Here is a 20,412-nt window from a genome sequence, read left to right as displayed (position 1 = left end):
AAATCCTTGATCGTCCGGACGTCCCCTAGGGGTGGGCTAGGGGTTGTCCGCGACTTGGAGTCGTTCGTAGCCTCGGTGAGGGTTTTTGCCGGCGGTATCGGGGCGGTTTTCCAGGGACCCGAATTCATTCGGTAACCCACGACACTTCACATCACGCGGCCCGTGTGAGCTGTGCGAAATTCCCGGCGCGAAAAAAATGAACTGCCGGTCCGGAGAAGGTGGCATCGCGTGGCCGACAATCAGAAGTATCTCGACTACCTCAGGCGGCTCACCGCGGACCTGCGGCAGACCCGGCGCCAACTGCGGGAGGTCGAGGCGCGCGGGAGCGAACCCGTGGCGGTCGTCGGCATGGGCTGCCGCTACCCCGGCGGTGTGCACTCCCCGGAAGACCTCTGGCACCTGGTCTCCGAGGGCCGTGACGGGATCTCCGGCTTCCCCCTCGACCGGGGCTGGGACACCGCCGTCCACGACGACGACCCCGAGGCCGCCGGCACGACGTACGTGCGGGAGGGCGGATTCCTCCACGACGCGGCCGAGTTCGACGCCGACCTGTTCGGCATCTCCCCCCACGAGGCGCTCGCGATGGACCCCCAGCAGCGGCTGATGCTGGAGACCTCCTGGGAAGCCCTGGAACGCGCGGGCATCGACCCGCTGTCCCTGCGCGGATCCCGCACCGGCGTCTTCATCGGTTCCTCGTCCTCCGCCTACGGCACCGGTCTGCGCACCCTCCCGCAGGGCGTCGAGGGCCACCTGCTCACCGGCAGCGCGCCCAGCGTCGTCTCCGGCCGCGTCGCCTACGCCCTGGGCCTCGAAGGGCTCGCGGTCACCGTGGACACCGCCTGTTCGTCCTCGCTGGTCGCCACCCACCTCGCCGTGCAGGCGCTGCGCAACGGCGAGTGCGACACCGCGCTCGCGGGCGGCGTCACCGTCATGACCAGCCCGGGCATCTTCACCGAGTTCAGCAGGCAACGAGGCCTCGCGGCCGACGGCCGCTGCAAGCCGTTCTCCGCCGACGCCGACGGCACCGGCTGGTCCGAGGGCGCCGGCGTCCTCGTGCTGCGCCGCCTGTCGGACGCCCGCCGCCGCGGCGACCGGGTGCTCGCCGTGATCAGAGGCTCCGCGGTCAACCAGGACGGCGCGTCCAACGGCCTGAGCGCCCCGAACGGCCCCTCGCAGGAACGCGTCATCCGCGCCGCGCTGGAGAACGCCCGGCTCGCCGCCGCCGACATCGACGTGGTGGAGGCGCACGGCACCGGCACCACCCTGGGCGACCCGATCGAGGCACGGGCGCTGCTGAACGCCTACGGCCAGGACCGGCCCGCCGACCGGCCCTTGTGGCTGGGCTCGATCAAGTCCAACATCGGGCACGCCCAGGCCGCGTCCGGTGTCGCCGGCCTCATCAAGATGGTGATGGCCCTGCGGGCCGGGGAGCTGCCGCCCACCCTCCACGTCACCGAACCCACCCCGCACGTCGACTGGTCCGAGGGCCACGTCCGGCTGCTGACCGACCCCGCATCCTGGCCGCAGGACCCCGAGCGGCCCCGCCGTGCGGGCGTCTCCTCATTCAGCATCAGCGGAACCAACGCCCACCTCGTCCTGGAGGGCGCCGACGCCACGGCCGCACCGGCCGGCGACGAGGGCGAGAGGAGGGCCGAGGAAGAGGCCGAGCACAAGGCCGACGGCACCGACGAGCCCGCGCCGCGCGTCTTCGACACCACGGCGCTGCCCTGGATCCTCTCCGCCCGGTCCCCTGAGGCGTTGCGGGGCCAGGCCGAACGGCTGGCCGAGGTCGCCGGCGACCTCGACCCGGCTGGTGTCGCCCGCACCCTGGCGGTCTCCCGGGCGGTGTTGGAGCACCGTGCGGTGGTGGTGGGGCCGGATCGTGTGGGTGGGTTGGGGGCGTTGGCGGGGGGTGTGGCGCATCCGGGTGTGGTGCGGGGTGTGGCGCGTTCGCGGGTGTCTCCGGTGTTCGTGTTTCCGGGGCAGGGGTCGCAGTGGGCGGGTATGGCTGCGGAGTTGTGGGAGCGGGAGCCGGTGTTCGCCGAGGCGATGGCGGAGTGCGCGAGGGCGCTCGAGCCGTTCACCGATTTCTCGCTGCGGGAGGTGGTGCGGGGTGAGGGTGCCGGGCTGGAGCGGGTGGAGGTGGTCCAGCCGGTCCTGTGGGCGGTGATGGTGTCGCTGGCGAAGCTGTGGGCTTCGGTCGGGGTCGTGCCGGCGGCGGTGGTGGGGCATTCCCAGGGGGAGATCGCGGCGGCGGTGGTTGCCGGGGGTCTGTCGTTGGAGGACGGGGCGCGCGTGGTGGCGCTGCGGGCGCGTGCGATCGCCGGGGAGTTGGCGGGGCGGGGCGGGATGGTGTCCCTGGCGGTGCCGGTCCTGGAGGCGGAGAAGCTGGCGGCACGGTGGCCGGGGTTGTCGGTGGCGGCGGTCAACGGGCCCGGTTCCACGGTGGTGTCCGGTGAGGCGGGCGCGGTGGAGGAGTTGCTGGCGCACTGCGAGGCGGAGGGGATCAGGGCGCGGCGGGTCCCCGTGGACTACGCCTCGCACTGTGCGCAGGTGGAACAGATCCACGGGCGGCTGCTGGAGGACTTGGCCCCGGTCACTCCTGTTTCCTCCGTGGTGCCGTTCCACTCGACGGTCACCGGTGAGCGGATGGACACCGCCGGACTGGACGCGGAGTACTGGTACGGCAATCTGCGCAATACGGTGCGGTTCGAGGAGGTCACGCGTGCGCTGCTGGCTGAGGGGCGCACGCTGTTCGTTGAGGTCAGTCCGCATCCGGTGCTGGCTGTGGGGGTGCAGGAGAGCATCGAGGCGGCCGGTGGTGCGGGGGTGGTGCTGGGGACGTTGCGGCGTGGTGAGGGGGGTGTGCGGCGTTGGGTGACCGCGCTGGCCGAGGCCCATGTGCACGGCGCCCCCGTCGACTGGACGCACGTACTTCCGCAGGCCGACCCCGTCGACCTGCCGACCTACGCCTTCCAGCGCGCCCACTACTGGATGACCGACCCGCCCGAGGCGGCGACCGCCGCGAGCGGCGCCACGGACGCCGACCCCGTCGAGGCGGACTTCTGGGAAGCCGTCGACCGGCTCGACTACGAGCAGGTGTCCGGCACCCTGCGCCTGGACGCACATGACGGCCTGGAGTCCGTCCTGCCCGCGCTGGCCGTATGGCGTCGGGACCGGGCCGAACACTCCACCGTGAACTCCTGGCGCTACCGCGAAGCCTGGCAACCCCTCGACACCCCCCGGGCCGGCACCCTCGACGGGCGCTGGCTCCTGCTGCACACCAAGGGCGTGGACACCGACCACGCCGAACGCTGCGCCCGGGCGCTGCTGGAGGCGGGTGCGGAACCGATCGACGTCACGGTCCCCGACGACGCCCTCGACCGGTGGGGGCTCAGCGAACTCCTGCGCGAGGCAGCCGGAGGAGCGGAGGGGGCGGAACCGGAACCGGTCACCGGAGTCCTGTCGCTCCTCGCCGACGACCATCGGGCCCATCCCGAGGACGGGGCGGTGTCCGTCGGCCTCGGCGCGACCCTCACGACCGTCCAGGCACTGGCCGACGCCGAGGTCACCGCCCCGCTGTGGTGCGTCACGACCGGCGCCGTCGCCACGCACCGCGCCGACCGGATCGTAAACCCCGCCACCGCCCGCCTCTGGGGGCTGGGCCGGGTGGCCGCGCTGGAGCACCCCGAGCGGTGGGGCGGACTGATCGACCTCCCGGTCGACCCCGAGCCCCGGGCGATCGCCCGACTCGCCTCCGTGCTCGCCGCCGAGGAGGACCAGGTCGCCGTACGGGCCGAAGGCGTCTACGCGCGCCGCCTGCTCCACGCGCCGGCCGCCGACGCCCCGCCCGGGAAGGCGGCACCCGAGGCGGTGCTGATCACCGGTGGCACCGGCGCGCTGGGCGCCGAGACTGCCCGTATGCTCGCCCGCCGGGGCACCCGGAAACTGGTACTGACCAGCAGGAGGGGCCCCGGCGCGCCCGGCGCCGCCGAACTGGTCGCCGAACTCGCCGACCTGGGAGCCACGGCGGTCGCCCTCGTGTGCGACGCCACCGACCGGGACGCCCTGGCCGCCCTGCTCGCCGAGCACCCGGTCACCGGAGTCGTGCACGCGGCCGGAACCGATCCGGCCCAACCGCTGGACTCCACCTCCGTACCCGTCCTGGCCGAGGGTCTGCGGGCCAAGGCCGTCGGCGCCGAGCACCTCGACGCGCTCCTGCCCGACGCCGAACTGTTCGTGCTGTTCTCCTCCATCGGCGGAGTGTGGGGGAGCGGGGGCCAGGCCGCCTACGCCGCCGCCAACGCCCACCTCGACGCCCTCGTCGCGGCCCGCAGGGCGGTCGGCCGGACCGGCACCGCCGTGGCCTGGGGCTCCTGGGCCGAGATCGGCATGGCCGCCCGGGACGGTGCCGACGAGTACCTGAGGCGCCGGGGTCTGCGCCCCATGCCGCCGGGGCTGTGCGTCACCGCCCTGGAGAACGCCATCGACGCCGGCGACACCTGCGTGGTCGTCGCGGACGTCGACTGGGCGCGCTTCACCCCCGCCTTCACCAGCCGCAGGCCCAGCCCGCTGCTCTCGGCCCTCCCCGAGGCCACCGAGGCCCTGACCGGAGGGCCGGCCGCCGAGGACCGGGCCTCGGCCGTGCGGAGCCTGCTGGCCGGGCTGCCGGAGTCGGAGTGGGCCCGTACCGTCCTGGACCTGGTCCGCCGGGAGACGGCGGCGGTCCTCGGTTACGCCGAACCGGTCGACGCCGACCGTCCGTTCAAGGACCTCGGCGTGGACTCCCTCACCGCCGTCACCGTCCGCAACCGGGTGGCCGGCGCTCTCGACCTGCGTCTGCCCACGACGCTGGTCTTCGACCATCCGACCCCCTCGGACGTCTCCCGCCACGTGCTCTCGCTGGTCAGCGGCGAGGACCGCGAGACCGTCACGACGGCCGAGGCGTCCGACGAGCCCCTGGCGATCGTCGGCATGGCATGCCGGTACCCGGGGGGCGCCTCCTCGCCCGAGGACCTGTGGCGGCTGGTCACCGAGGGCGTCGACGCGGTCGGGGGTTTCCCGTCCGACCGCGGGTGGCCCACCGACGACGACACGGGACCCGGCACCTCCTACACCCGCGTAGGAGGCTTCGTACACGACGCCACCTCCTTCGACGCCGGCCTGTTCGGCATCTCGCCGCGCGAGGCCATGGCGATGGACCCGCAGCAGCGGCTGCTGCTCGAGACCTCCTGGGAGCTGTTCGAGCGCTCCGGTCTGGGACCGCACACCGTGCGCTCGACGCCCACCGGGGTCTTCATCGGTGCCTCACCGTCCGGGTACGGAGTGGGCGTCACCGTCCCCGGCTCCGAAGGACACTGGCTCACCGGAATGTCGGGCAGCGTCCTGTCCGGCCGGTTGGCCTACGTCTTCGGGCTGGAGGGCCCGACGCTGACCGTGGACACCGCCTGCTCGTCGTCCCTGGTGGCGCTGCACCTCGCCGCGCGGTCGCTGCGCGACGGCGAGTGCACGATGGCCGTCGTCGGCGGCGTCGCGGTGATGACCAGCCCCGGCGTCTTCTCCGAGTTCGCCCGGCAGGACGGCCTGGCCTCCGACGGCCGCTGCCGGGCGTTCTCCGCCGACGCGGACGGCACCGGCTGGGGCGAGGGGGTGGGGCTGCTGCTGGTGGAGCGGCTCTCCGAGGCGCGGCGCAACGGGCACGAGGTGCTGGCGGTGGTGCGCGGCTCCGCGGTGAACTCCGACGGCGCCTCCAACGGGTTGACGGCGCCGAACGGCCCTTCCCAGCAGCGGGTGATACGGGCGGCGCTGGCGACGGCCGGCCTCGGGCCGCACGAGGTGGACCTCGTGGAGGCGCACGGCACCGGCACGAAGCTGGGCGATCCGATCGAGGCGCAGGCACTGCTCAACGTCTACGGACAGGAGCGCGACCCCGAACGCCCCCTGTGGCTGGGCTCGTTGAAGTCCAACATCGGACACGCCCAGGCGGCGGCCGGGGTCGGCGGCATCATCAAGACGGTCATGGCGCTGCGGCACGGTGTGCTGCCCCGTACCCTGCACGTCACCGAGCCCACCCCCGAGGTGGACTGGACGACGGGCGCGGTCGAACTGCTCACCGAGGCCCGTCCGTGGCCGGAGCTGGACCGTCCCCGCCGCGCGGGGGTGTCCGCCTTCGGCATCAGCGGCACCAACGCACACGTGGTGCTGGAACACGCTCCCGCTCCGACCGGCTCCGCGAGCCCCGTGCGCCGGGCGGCCCCGCCGCTGGTCCCGTGGGTGCTCTCGGCCCGCACTCCGCAGGCGCTGCGGGAGCAGGCCGTCCGACTGGCCGAGCGGGTCACGCGGGACGACGCTCTCCACCCGGTCGACGTGGCGGTCTCCCTGGCGGACGGCCGGGCCCACCTGGAACACCGCGCCGTCGCCCTGGGACACGACCGGGAGGCCTTGCTCACCGATCTCGCCGACCTCGCCGACGCCGGCCACCTGACCGTCCGCGACCTCGCCGACTCCGGCCGCCTGGTGCTGCTGTTCTCGGGTCAGGGTTCGCAGCGGCCGGGGATGGGCCGGGAGCTGTACGAGGCGGTTCCGGTGTTCGCGGATGCTTTCGACGCGGTGTGTGCGCGGGTTGACCTCGAACGTCCGTTGCGTGAGGTGGTGTTCGGCGAGGATGCCGGGCTGCTGGAGCGGACCGTCTATGCGCAGGCGGGGCTGTTCGCGCTGGAGGTGGCGCTGTTCCGGCTGCTGGAGTCCTGGGGTGTGGTCCCGGATGTGCTGGTCGGGCATTCCATCGGCGAGCTGGCCGCCGCGCATGTGGCGGGGGTGTTGTCGCTGGACGACGCCTGCGCTCTGGTCTCGGCGCGGGGGCGGTTGATGGACGCGTTGCCCGAGGGTGGGGCGATGCTGGCCGTGGAGGTGGCCGAGGAGGACCTGGAGCTGCCCGACGGGGTGGACCTGGCGGCGGTCAACGGGCCCACATCGGTGACGGTGTCGGGTGAGGCGGCAGCGGTCGCGGAGCTGGAGGAGCGGCTGCGGGCACAGGAGATACGGGTCAAGCGCCTGGCCGTCTCGCACGCCTTCCACTCCCGCCTGATGGAGCCGATGCTGGTCGACTTCGCGGCCGTCGCGCAGTCGTTGACGTACCACGCCCCGCAGATCCCGGTCCTCACCACCGCCCCGGGTGACCTGGCCACCCCCGAGTACTGGGTGGGCCAGGTGCGCGAGCCGGTCCGCTTCGCCGACGCCCTAGACCGGCTGACCGGGGTGCGGACGGCGCTGGAGCTGGGCCCCGCCGGGGTGCTCTCCGCCCTGGCCCAGGAGCAGGTCGACGGCCTGGTGGCCGCCCCCGCGCTGCGCTCGGGCCACCGCGAGGCCGAGACGCTGCTGCGCGGGGTGGCCCGGGCTCACGTACGGGGCGCGGAGGTCGACTGGCCGGCGGTGACGGGCGCGGGGGACCGGGTCGAGCTGCCCACCTACCCCTTCCAGCGCACCCGCTACTGGCCCGACCCCCCGGCGCCCGACGCGACCGCGGCACCGGCGCCAACCGCCTCACCGGCGGAGTCCCGCTTCTGGGCGGCCGTCGACGACGGCGACGTCGACTCCCTGGCCGCCACCGCGGGCCTCGACCCGGCGGCGCTGGAACCCCTGCTGCCGGCCCTGTCGGCCTGGCACAGCGAGGCCCGCGCGTACGAGACCGTCGGCTCCTGGCGGTACCGGATCGACTGGCAGCCCCTGGAGGAGCCGTCCACGGCATCCTGCGCGGGACGGTGGCTCCTGGTGGCCACGGACGACGCCGACGCGACGGTCGACGCCTGCCGCGCGGCGATCACCGAACGGCAGGGCGATGTCGACCTGCTCCTCGTCGACCCCTCCCACACCGACGCGGAGGAGTTCGCGGACCTGCTCCGCGACTACGTCGTCCCCGGCGAGCAACTCCGCGGTGTGGTCTCCCTGCTCGCCCTGGACGAGACGCCGCACCCGGACCACCCGGTGCTCACCGCCGGCCTGGCCGGCACCCTCTGCCTGCTGCACGCCGCGCTCGACGTCGACCCCGGCCCGCTGTGGACCGTCACCGCGGGCGCCGTCGGCGCGGGCGAGGACGAGGCACCGACCAGCCCGGCCCAGGCCGCCGTGTGGGGCCTGGGCCGGGTGGCGGCGCTGGAACACCCCCGCCACTGGGGCGGTCTGGTCGACCTGCCCGCCGACGGCCTCGGCGACGACCCGGGCCCGGCCGCCCGCCTCGCGGCGACCCTGACCCGCACCGACGGCGAGGACCAGGTGGCGGTCCGGGCCGCGGCCGCCCTCGGACGACGGCTGCGCCACGCCGACCCCGTCCCCTCGCGACCCGGTACGGGATGGACACCGGACGGCACGGTACTGATCACCGGCGGCACCGGTGCCATCGGCGGCCACGTCGCCCGCTGGCTGGCCACCGAGGGCGCCGAACACCTCGTCCTGCTGAGCCGGCGCGGCCCCGACGCCCCGGGTGCCGGCGACCTCACCGCGGAACTCACCGCCCTCGGCGCCCGTGTCACCGTCGTCGCCTGCGATCTGGAGGACCGCGGCGACGTCAGCCGGGTGCTCGACGCGCTGGCCGCCGACGGCGTCACCGTCCGGACCGTCATGCACACCGCGGGCATGGGCGTGCTGGCCCCGCTCGCCGACACCGGCGTCGCGGACCTCGCCCACCTGGTCGGCGGCAAGATCGCCGGCGCCCGTCACCTCGACGAACTGCTCGACCCCACGCGACTGGACGCCGTCGTCCACTTCTCCTCCATCGCCGCGATGTGGGGCGTCGGACAGCACGGGGGCTACGCGGCCGGCAACGCCTACCTCGACGCGCTCGCCCACCGGCGCAGCCGGGAAGGCGCCCCCGTCCTCTCCGTCGCCTGGGGGCCGTGGGACGGCGGCGGCATGGTCGACCAGGCCGCCGTGCAACCCATGCTGCGCCGCGGCATCTCACTCCTCCAGCCCGGCCCCGCCCTGGTCGCCCTGCGTCAGGCACTCGACGCCCGCGAACCGTCCACCGCCGCCGCGCAGGTCGACTGGGAGCGGTTCGCACCCTCCTTCACCGCGCTGCGCCCCAGCCCGCTGCTGGCCGAACTGCCCGAGGTACGCGCCCTGAAGCCCGCCGCGGCCACGGCCGCTGCCGACACGGTGCAGGACGGGTTCCGCGCCCGGCTGGCCGGGCTGTCGCCGGTGGAGCGCGAACGCGCGGCGTTGGAACTGGTCCGCACCCACGCCGCCGTCGCGCTCGGCCACGCGCGAGCCGAGGACATCGAGCCGGAACGCACCTTCCGCGACCTCGGCGCCGACTCGCTGACCGCCGTGGCACTGCGGGACGGGCTGGCCTCCGCGAGCGGCCTGACCCTGCCGGCCACGCTCGTCTTCGACCAGCCGACCCCCGTCGCGCTGGCGGAGCACCTGCTGGGCCTGCTGATGCCCGAGGACACCGTCGACGACCTGCCGTCGGCGGACGACCTCGACCGGCTCGAAGCGGCGCTCGCCCGCCGCTCCGGCGACGACCTCGACCGGGTCCGGATCGTGATGCGACTGGAGTCGCTGCTCGCCACGGCACGGAGCGGGACCGGTACGGCCTCCACCGAGAGCGCCGCCCTGGCCGACCGGCTCGGAGACGCCACGGACGACGAACTGTTCGATCTGGTCGAGAGGGATCTGGGACTCAAGTGACCGCCGCCGCTCCAAGACCCCCGCAGGAGAGCACGATGACGACCGAAGCGAGCAAGAGCCCCACCGAGCACAAGCTCCGTGACTACCTCGGCCGCGCCATCGCCGAACTGCACGACACGCGCCGGCGGTTGCGCGAGGCCGAGTCGCAGGAGCACGAGCCCATGGCCGTGGTGTCGGTGGCCTGCACCCTGCCCGGCGGCGTGCGCTCGCCCGAGGACCTCTGGCGGCTGCTCGCCTCCGGCACGGACGCCGTCACCCCGTTCCCCGGCGACCGAGGCTGGGACGACGGTCCGCTGGTGGGAGCCGAGGGCGTCGCGGCCCCCGAGGCGGCCCAGGGCGGCTTCCTGCACGACGCGGGCATGTTCGACCCCGCGTTCTTCGGCATCAACCCGCGCGAGGCCCTGGCCATGGACCCGCAGCAGCGGCTCGTCCTGGAATCGGTCTGGGAGGCGGTGGAGCGAGCCGGAATCCATCCCGACACACTGCGCGGCTCCCGTACGGGTGTGTTCATCGGCACCACCGGGCAGGGCTACGGCATCAACATGCAGGCGGGCATGGCCGGTACCGAGGGCTACCAGCTCACCGGCAGCGCCACCGCCGTACTCTCCGGCCGTATCGCCTACACCCTGGGCCTGCGGGGGCCCGCCGTCAGTGTGGACACCGCGTGCTCCTCGTCGCTGACCGCCCTGCACCTGGCGGCCCAGTCCATCCGCGCCGGTGACTGCTCCATGGCCTTCGCCGGCGGGGTCACCGTCATGCCGCACCCGATCGCCTTCCACGAGTTCAACCGTCAGGGCGGCCTGGCCTCCGACGGCCGGTGCAAGGCGTTCTCCGCCGACGCGGACGGCACCGGCTGGAGCGAGGGCGTCGGCGTACTGCTCGTCGAGCGGCTCTCCGACGCCCGCCGCAACGGCCACCCGGTGCTCGCGCTGATCCGCGGCAGCGCGGTCAACCAGGACGGGTCCTCCAACGGCCTCACCGCCCCCAGCGGTCCGGCCCAGGAACGTGTCATCCGCGCCGCGCTCGACGACGCCCGCCTGACGCCCGACCAGGTCGACGCCGTCGAGGCGCACGGCACCGGCACCACGCTCGGCGACCCCATCGAGGCGCAGGCGCTGCTGGCGACCTACGGCCGGGACCGGGACCGACCGCTGTGGCTCGGCTCGCTGAAGTCCAACATCGGCCACGCCCAGTCCGCCGCCGGAGCCGCCGGCGTGATCAAGATGGTGCTGGCGATGCGCCACGGCGTGCTGCCCCGCACCCTCCACGCCGACGTGCCCACCCCGCACGTGGACTGGTCCTCCGGCCGCATCGAACTGCTCACCGGGGAGCAGCCCTGGGAACCCGGAGAACAGCCCCGCAGGGCAGCCGTCTCCTCCTTCGGCATCAGCGGCACCAACGCGCACGTCATCCTGGAGGAAGCCCCCGCCGAGGCACCCGTCGACGCCCCCGCCGAGGGGCCCGCGACCCGCCGGCCCGCCCCCGGCACGGTGCCGCTGCCGGTGTCCGGCCGGACCGCGCCGGCCCTGACGGCCCAGGCCGAACGGCTGCGCACCTTCCTCGACGGGGCGGGTGCCGCCACCGAACTCGTCGACCTCGCCCACTCCCTCGGCGCGACCCGCCGGTCCCACGAGCACCGCGCCGTCGTCCTCGCCACCGACCCGGAGCACGCCCGGACCGGCCTGCGGGACGTCGAAGAGGACCGCACCGGGCCCGACGTGCTGATCGACGCCGTACGGCCCGGCCTGACCGCCTTCCTGTTCACCGGGCAGGGCGCGCAGCACGCGGGCATGGCGCGTGACCTGTACGCCACCTTCCCCGTGTTCGCCGAGGTCTTCGACACGGTGTGCCGGAAGGTCGGCGGCGAGCGGCCACTCAAGGAGGTCGTCTTCGAGGACGGCGCCGCGCTGGACCGCACCGTCCACACCCAGCCGGCCCTGTTCGCCGTGGAGGTCGGCCTCTTCCGGCTGGCCGAGTCGTGGGGCCTGCGCCCCGACGTACTGGCGGGCCACTCGATCGGCGAGCTGGCCGCCGCCCACGTCGCGGGCATCCTGTCGCTGGACGACGCCTGCCGTCTGGTCGCGGCCCGCGGCCGGCTGATGGAGGACCTGCCCGAGGGCGGCGCGATGCTGGCCGTCGAGGCGGCCGAGGGCGAGATCGAACTGCCCGAGGGCGTGGACCTCGCGGCGGTCAACGGGCCGACGTCCCTGACGGTCTCGGGTGACGCCCGCGCCATCGGCGCGCTGGAGGAACGGCTGCGCGGTCAGGGCCGCAAGGTCAAGCGGCTCGCGGTCTCGCACGCTTTCCACTCGCACCTGATGGAACCCATGCTCGACGCGTTCGCCGCGACCGCCCGCGACCTGACCTACCACCCGCCGACGATCCCGCTGGTCTCCACCGTCGGCCCCGACAGCGACCCGACGACCTGGGAGCACTGGGTCGCTCAGGTCCGCTCGACCGTCCGGTTCGCCGACACCGCCGGGGAACTGGCACGCCAGGGCGTCACCCGGTACGTCGAGGTGGGCCCCGACGGACTGCTCAGCGCCCTGATCGGCGCCCAGGACGACACCGCCGTCACCGTTCCGCTCCAGCGCAAAGGCCGCGACCAGACGGACAGCCTGCTGCGGGCCGTCGCGCGGCTGCACGTCGCCGGGCTCGACCCCGACTGGGCGGCCGTCCTGGAACCGTGGAGTCCGCGCCGGGTGGACCTGCCCACCTACGCCTTCCAGCGGCAGCGCTACTGGCCGACCCTCACCAGCCCGACCGACCTCAGGACGGTCGGCCTGAGCGGCGCCGGACACCCCCTGCTGGGGGCGCTCGTCTCGGTGGCCGGTGACGGGGGCCTCGTGCTCACCGGCCGGCTCTCCCGCGCCACCCACCCCTGGCTCGACGACCACCGGGTGCTCGGCGCGGTACTCGTCCCGGGCACCGCGCTCGTCGACCTCGCCCTGCACGCCGGCAGCCAGGTGGGCTGCGCCGTGGTGGACGAGCTGACCCTGGACACCCCGGTGCACCTGCCCGAGGCGGGCGGTCTCCGGATCCAGGCGGAGGTGGGCCCCCCGCTGGCGGACGGCGCCCGGGAGATCGCCCTCTACACCCGCCCCGACGAGACCGACGGGACCGTGGACACCGACGGCGGCTGGGTCCGGCACGCCACCGGCGTCCTGACCCCGGCCCGTCCGACGGCGGGCGACGACACCCTGGCCGAGTGGCCGCCGCGCGACGCCGAACCGGTGGTACTGGACGACTTCTACGCCACCGCGGCAACCGCCGGCCTCGACTACGGGCCCCTCTTCCAAGGGCTGCGCGGCGCCTGGCGCGCCCCCGACGGCGCGGTGTACGCCGACGTGGCGCTGCCCGTCCCGGCCCACGGCGCGACCGCCCCGGACGCCGCCGGCTTCGACCTGCACCCCGCGCTCTTCGACGCCGCCCTGCACTGCGCGGCCCTGAGCGGCCCCTCGCGGCAGGACCCGGCCGTCCGGATCCCGTTCAGCTGGTCCGGCGTCACCCTGCACGCCAAGGGCGCCACCGCCCTGCGCGTACGCCTGACCCCCACCGGGACGGACGCCGTCTCGCTGGAACTCGCCGACCCTACGGGACGACCGGTCGCCTCCGTGGAGTCCCTGGTGCTGCGTCCGGCGGCGCCCGTGGAGGGCCGGATCCCGCCCGACACGCTCTTCCGCGTCGAGTGGACCGCCCTGCCCGCCTCAGGCCCGGACGCCCCGTGGACGCTGGTCACCGGCGCGAGCGGACTGGCGGCCCTGGCCGAGCCCCCCGCCCTCGTCGCCGTCCACACCGACACGGACCCCGGGGACCCTGACGGCCCGGTGACCCTGGACGGGCCCGCCGCGGTCCGCCGCGCCGCCCACCGTGCCCTGGAGTACGTGCGGACCTGGCTCGCCGACGAGCGCTTCGCCGCCTCCCGTCTCGTCCTGCTCACCCGAGGCGCCGTGCCCGCCGGGGACACCCCCGTCGACCCGGCCGCCGCCGCGGTGTGGGGACTGGTGCGCAGCGCGCAGTCCGAGCACCCGGGGCGTTTCGTCCTGCTCGACCTCGACCCGTCCGAAGGCTGCACACCGGTCACCGGCCTGCCGGAGGCCGACGAGCCGCAACTCGCCCTACGTGACGGCCGGTTGTGCGCCCCCCGCCTCGTCCGCGCCGCCGTTCCCCCCGTCGCGCCGGACCCGGCGGAGGCACACGGCACGGTACTCGTCACCGGCGGCACCGGCGTCCTGGGCGGCCGTGTCGCCCGGCACCTGGCCGCCCGGCACGGCGTCCGCGACCTGCTGCTGGTGAGCCGACGCGGCCCCGAAGCACCCGGGGCCGACGAACTGATCGCCGAGCTGGCCGCCCTGGGGGCCCGCGCCCGTGCCCTCGCCTGCGACGTGGCGGATCGCGAGGCGCTCGCCGAGGTACTCGCCGGCATCCCCGCCGACCGACCGCTGACCGGGGTGGTGCACGCCGCCGGCATCGTGGACGACGGCGTGGTCACCTCCCTGACCCCTGACCGGCTCGACGCGGTGCTGGACGCCAAGGCGGCCTCCGCGCTGCACCTGGACGACCTGGTCGGCGACGTCTCCCTGTTCGTGCTGTTCTCCTCCGCCTCGGCGACCTTCGGGTCCCCCGGCCAGGCCGGCTACGCGGCGGCGAACGCGGTCCTGGACGCCGTCGCCCGCCGCAGGCCGGGCGCCGTCTCCGTCGGCTGGGGCCTGTGGGCGGAGACCTCCGGCATCTCCGCCGGTCTTGACGAGACGGGACGGGCCAGGATCCGGCGGGTGGGCTCCGCGCTGGCCACCGACGAAGCACTGGCCGTCCTGGACGCCGTCCGGACGGGCGACACCCCGCACCTGGTCGCCCTCCGCCTGAACCTCGCCGAGCTGCGGGAGGCAGCGGACCGCGACCCGGCCGGGGTGGCGCCCCTGCTGCGGGGTCTGGTCACCCGCCGCGTCCTGCCCGAGGCGGGGCGTGCGGTGCGCGGTGCCGCCTCCCCGCTGGGCGAACGCCTCGCCGGCCTCGGCGAGGCCGAACGGACCGAACTGCTCACCGAGGTGGTGCGGTCCGAGGTCGCCGGTGTCCTCGGGCACACCGGCGCGGAGCCGATCGAGGACCACAAGCCGTTCAAGGACCTGGGCTTCGACTCGTTGACCGCCGTGGAACTGCGCAACCGCCTCGGCGCCGTGACGGGACTGCGGCTGTCCGCGGGCCTCGTCTTCGACCACCCCACCCCGCAGGCCCTGGTGGCCCACCTGCTGCCCCGCCTGATCGGGGCGGACACCGCGGCTCCGGCGCGGGCCGACCGCACCGTCGGCAGCGACGAGCCCATCGCCATCGTCGGGATGAGCTGCCGCTACCCCGGCGAGGTGAACAGCCCCGAGGACCTGTGGCGCCTGGTGGCGACGGGCTCCGACGCCATCGGTCCCTTCCCGGACAACCGCGGCTGGGACACCACGGCCCTCTACGACCCCGACCCCGACGCGGCCGGCAAGTCCTACGTTCTCCAGGGCGGCTTCGTCCACGACGCGGACCGCTTCGACCCCGTGCCCTTCGGCATCTCACCGCGCGAGGCGCTGGCGATGGACCCCCAGCAACGGCTGATGCTGGAAGCCTCCTGGGAGGCCTTCGAACGGGCCGGACTCGACCCGACCTCGCTGCGCGGCAGCTCCACCGGAGTGTTCGCCGGACTCATGTACCACGACTACGGCGCCACCGTGACCGTGCTGCCGGAGGGGGTCGAGGGCTACCTCGGCACCGGCACCGCGGGCAGCGTGCTGGCCGGCCGGGTGTCCTACACCTTCGGACTCGAGGGCCCGGCCATGACCGTGGACACCGCCTGCTCGTCGTCCCTGGTCACCCTGCACCTGGCCTGCCAGGCGCTGCGCAACGGCGAGTGCGACATGGCGCTGGCGGGCGGCGTCACGGTGCTCTCCACCCCGGGCGTCTTCGTCGACTTCAGCAGGCAGCGCGGCCTCGCGTCCGACGGCCGCTGCCGCTCGTTCTCCGCGGACGCCGACGGCACCGGCTGGGCCGAGGGCGTCGGTGTGCTGCTGGTGGAGCGCCTCTCGGACGCCGTCCGCAACGGGCACGAGGTCATGGCGGTGGTGCGCGGTTCCGCGGTCAACCAGGACGGCGCGTCCAACGGCCTGACCGCGCCGAACGGCCCCTCGCAGGAACGCGTCATCCGTGCAGCGCTGGCCGCGGCCCGGCTGACCCCTGCCGACATCGACGTCGTGGAGGCGCACGGCACCGGCACCACCCTGGGCGATCCGATCGAGGCGCAGGCGCTGTTGAACGCCTACGGCCAGGACCGGCCCGCCGACCGGCCCTTGCGGCTGGGGTCGCTGAAGTCGAACATCGGGCACACGCAGGCCGCGGCGGGTGCCGGTGGTGTGATCAAGATGGTGCAGGCGCTGCGGCACGGGGTGCTGCCGCGCACCCTGCACGCGGACGAGCCCACCCCGCACGTGGACTGGTCCTCCGGGGCCGTCGAACTGCTCACCCAGCCGCTGGAGTGGCCGAGCGGGGAGCAGCCGCGCCGCGCCGCGGTCTCCTCCTTCGGTATCAGCGGCACCAACGCGCACGTGGTGCTGGAGGAATACCGCGCACCGGCACCGGCACCCTCACCCGAGCCCGGCGACGACAGCGTGCCGGCGCGGCCCGCTCTCCCGGTGCCGCCTTGGCTCCTGTCCGGCAAGAGCGCGGCCGCCCTCCAGGAGTCGGCCGCCCGGCTCCTCGCCGTGGCGGACGAAACGGACCCCGAAGACGCCGCGTGGCGACTGGCCACCGGACGCGCGGTGTTGGAGCACCGTGCGGTGGTGGTGGGGCCGGATCGTGTGGGTGGGTTGGGGGCGTTGGCGGGGGGTGTGGCGCATCCGGGTGTGGTGCGGGGTGTGGCGCGTTCGCGGGTGTCTCCGGTGTTCGTGTTTCCGGGGCAGGGGTCGCAGTGGGCGGGGATGGCCGCGGAGTTGTGGGAGCGGGAGCCGGTGTTCGCCGAGGCGATGGTGGAGTGTGGGAGGGCGTTGGAGCCGTTCACCGATTTCTCGCTGCGGGAGGTGGTGCGGGGTGAGGGTGCCGGGCTGGAGCGAGTGGAGGTGGTCCAGCCGGTGTTGTGGGCGGTGATGGTGTCGCTGGCGAAGCTGTGGGCTTCGGTCGGGGTCGTGCCGGCGGCGGTGGTGGGGCATTCCCAGGGGGAGATCGCGGCGGCGGTGGTCGCCGGGGGTCTGTCCTTGGAGGACGGGGCGCGCGTGGTGGCGCTGCGGGCGCGCGCGATCGCCCGGGAGTTGGCAGGACAGGGCGGGATGGTGTCCCTGGCGGTGCCCGTCCTGGAGGCGCAGAAGCTGGCGGCACGGTGGCCGGGGTTGTCGGTGGCGGCGGTCAACGGGCCGGGTTCCACGGTGGTGTCCGGTGAGGCGGGCGCGGTGGAGGAGTTGCTCGCGCACTGCGAGACGGAGGGCATCAGAGCGCGGCGGGTCCCCGTGGACTACGCCTCGCACTGTGCGCAGGTGGAACAGATCCACGGGCGGCTGCTGGAGGACCTGGCCCCGGTCACTCCTGTTTCCTCCGTGGTGCCGTTCCATTCGACGGTCACCGGTGAGCGGATGGACACCGCCGCGCTGGACGCCGACTACTGGTACGGAAATCTCCGCAACACGGTGCGGTTCGAGGAGGTCACGCGTGCGCTGCTGGCTGAGGGGCGCTCGCTGTTCGTTGAGGTCAGTCCGCATCCGGTGCTGGCTGTGGGGGTGCAGGAGAGCATCGAGGCGGCCGGTGGTGCGGGGGTGGTGCTGGGGACGTTGCGGCGTGGTGAGGGGGGTGTGCGGCGTTGGGTGACCGCGCTGGCCGAGGCCCATGTGCACGGCGCCCCCGTCGACTGGACGCGCGTACTGGCGGACCGCACCGGCAGCGGCGTCGAGCTGCCCACCTACCCGTTCCAGCGGGACCGCTTCTGGCCCGAGACCAGGACGCTGCCCGCCGATGTCTCCGCCATGGGCCTCGACCGCGCCGACCACCCGATGCTCGGCGCGGCGGTTCCCGTGGCCGGGACGGACGGCGTGCTGCTCACCGGACGGATCGCCGCGGACACCCACCCGTGGATCGCCGACCACGTCCTGCTCGGCACCGTCCTGCTCCCCGGCACCGCACTGGCCGAACTGGCCGTCCGGGCCGGCACGGCGGCCGGCTGCCCGCACCTGGACGACCTCGCCCTGGAGGCTCCTCTCACCCTGCCCGAGGGACGGGCGGTCATCCTGCAGGTCGTCGTCGCGGACAGTGTCCCGACGCAGAGCACGCGCTCCCTCACCGTCTACTCCCGCCTGGAGGGTGACGACGGGCCCTGGACCCGCAACGCGAGGGGCACCGTGCGTGCCGCCGACCCGTCCGGCCACGTACCGGAGCCGGTCCCGTGGCCGCCCACGGACGCCGAACCGGTCGACCTGGCCGGGTTCTACGAGCCCGCCGCCGACAGCGGGTACGGCTACGGTCCCGCCTTCCGGGGCCTGCGCTCCGTCTGGCGGCGGGACGACGAGGTGTTCGCCGAGGTCACGCTCCCTCAGGACGCCCGCGCCGGCGCCGAGGGGTTCTCCGTCCACCCCGCCCTCTTCGACGCCGCCCTGCACGCCATCGGAGCCGGCGGGCTCCTTCCCGGCACCGGCGGGGTACTGATCCCCTTCGCGTGGCAGGGCGTCACCCTGCACGCGGCGGGCAGCACCGAACTGCGGGTCCGGCTGAGCCGCTCCGCCGAGCGGGAGGCCGTACGCCTGGAGGCCGTGACCACCACCGGCGCCCCGGTACTCCATGTCGAGTCGCTGGACCTCCGACCGGTCTCCGCGGCCCAGCTGGCCTCCGCGAACGGGCCCGGCGACGCGCTGTTCACCACCGACTGGACGTCCGCCGCACCCGGCCCTTTCCCCGCGTCCTGGGCCGTGGTCGGCGGCGACGTCCTCGGCGCCGCCGACCACCTGGCCGAGGAGAACTTCGCCGTCGAGTGGCACGCCGACACCGCCGCGCTGCTCGCCTACGCCGACGCCGGGATGAACGTGCCCGAGGTCGTCCTCCTCTCGGGGGTGGGAACGCCGGACGAGGACGACCCGCAGACGGTGCACGAGCGGGTGGCCGAGGTCCTCGACGCGGCGCAGACCCTGCTCGCGGACCGGCGCTTCGACGCGTCCCGCATCGCGCTGCTCACCTGCGGTTCCGTCGCCGTACGGGACGGTGAGGACATCACCGATCTGCCCGGCGCGGCCGCCCGGGGACTGCTGCGGTCGGCACACGCCGAACACCCCGGCCGCTTCGTCCTCGTCGACACCGACGGCGACCTCACCGGACTCGCCGAGGCACTCGTCCCCGGCGAGCCGGAGACCGCCCTGCGCGGCGGTTCCCTGCTGGTGCCGCGCCTGGTGCGGGCCCGGCCCGCGGGCGAGCCCGCGCTGCCCGCCGGAACCGTCCTGGTCACCGGCGGCACCGGCGTCCTCGGCGGCCTGGTGGCCCGGCACCTCGCCACCGCCCACGGCATCACCGACCTGCTCCTGCTCAGCCGCTCCGGCCCGGACGCCCCCGGAGCCGCCGACCTCGCCGCCGACCTCGCCGCGCTCGGCGCACGGGCCGACATCGTGGCCTGCGACACCGCCGACGCGGACCGCCTCGCCGAGGTGCTCACCGGCCGCCGGATCGCCACCGTGGTGCACGCGGCGGGCGTCCTCGACGACGGAGTCCTCGAGTCGATGACGCCCAAGCGCGTCGCGGCCGTACTGCGTCCCAAGGCCGACGCGGCGCTCCACCTGAGCAGACTGACCGGGGCCGAACTGTTCGTGTTCTTCTCCTCCGCCGGCGGCACCTTCGGGCCGGCCGGCCAGGCCAACTACGCCGCCGCCAACGCCACTCTGGACGCCTTGGCCGCCCGGATCCGGGCCCGGGGCGGGGACGCCCTCTCCATCGGCTGGGGCATGTGGGCCACGGGCACCGGCATGACCGGCCACCTCGCCGACGCCGCACGCGAGGACGCGACCGGCAGCGGCACCGCCCTGTCCGACCAGGACGGCCTCACCCTGCTCGACGCCGCCCTCACCGCCGGCCGCGCCCACCTGGTGGCGGCACGTCTGGACCTGGCCGCCCTGCGGGCCCGCGGGGACGGCGTCGCGGTGCCCGCGCTGCTGCGCACCCTCGTTCCACCGCCGGTCCGGCGGGCGGCCGAGGGGGAGAGGCCGGAGGCGCCGTCGCTCAGCGCGCGTCTGGCCCCCCTCGATGCGTCCGAGCGGCGGCAGGTGGTGCTCGACCTGGTCCGCGGCCACGCGGCGGCCGTCCTCGGACACGCCTCCGCCGAGGCCGTCGATCCCGAGACGGGCTTCGTCGACCTGGGGTTCAGCTCGCTCAGCGCGATCGAGGTCCGCAACCAGCTCAGCGCCGCCACCGGCCTGCGACTGACCACCACGCTGGTCTTCGACCACCCGACCGCCAGTCGCCTGGCCGATCACCTGCTGGACCAACTGGTCGTCGAGAGCGCCGAGTCCGGCCCCGCCGCGCTCCTGGCCGACCTGGACCGGCTCGACGCCGCCCTCGCCGGAACCGGTCCGGGGGACGAGACCCGCAGCCGGGTGATCTCGCGACTGCACGCACTGCTCGCCCGGCACGACACCGCGGACGGTTCGGGCCTCGTCACCGCCGCCGGAAACCTCGACGCGGCGGACGACGACAACCTCTTCGCCTTCATCGACAACGAACTGGGAGCCTGAGGCG

Annotated in this window: 2 protein-coding genes; both read left to right on the top strand. The window is 74.7% G+C overall.

From position 1 onward, the window contains the following. The first annotated feature begins 228 nt into the window (after window positions 1–228). Entirely contained in the window at window positions 229–9,684 is a 9,456-nt protein-coding gene (locus AC07FV_RS26075) for a type I polyketide synthase (RefSeq protein WP_479089660.1), read from the top strand. A 35-nt stretch (window positions 9,685–9,719) separates the two neighbouring features. Next, window positions 9,720–20,408: a type I polyketide synthase gene (locus AC07FV_RS26070; RefSeq protein WP_479089659.1), complete on the top strand. Its 10,689-nt coding sequence runs from the start codon at window positions 9,720–9,722 to the stop codon at window positions 20,406–20,408. Window positions 20,409–20,412 lie beyond the last annotated feature (4 nt).

The organism is Streptomyces sp. NPDC045956 (assembly GCF_056430705.1).
Note: the sequence above shows the minus strand (reverse complement) of the source record. Positions and strands in the feature narration are given on the sequence as shown.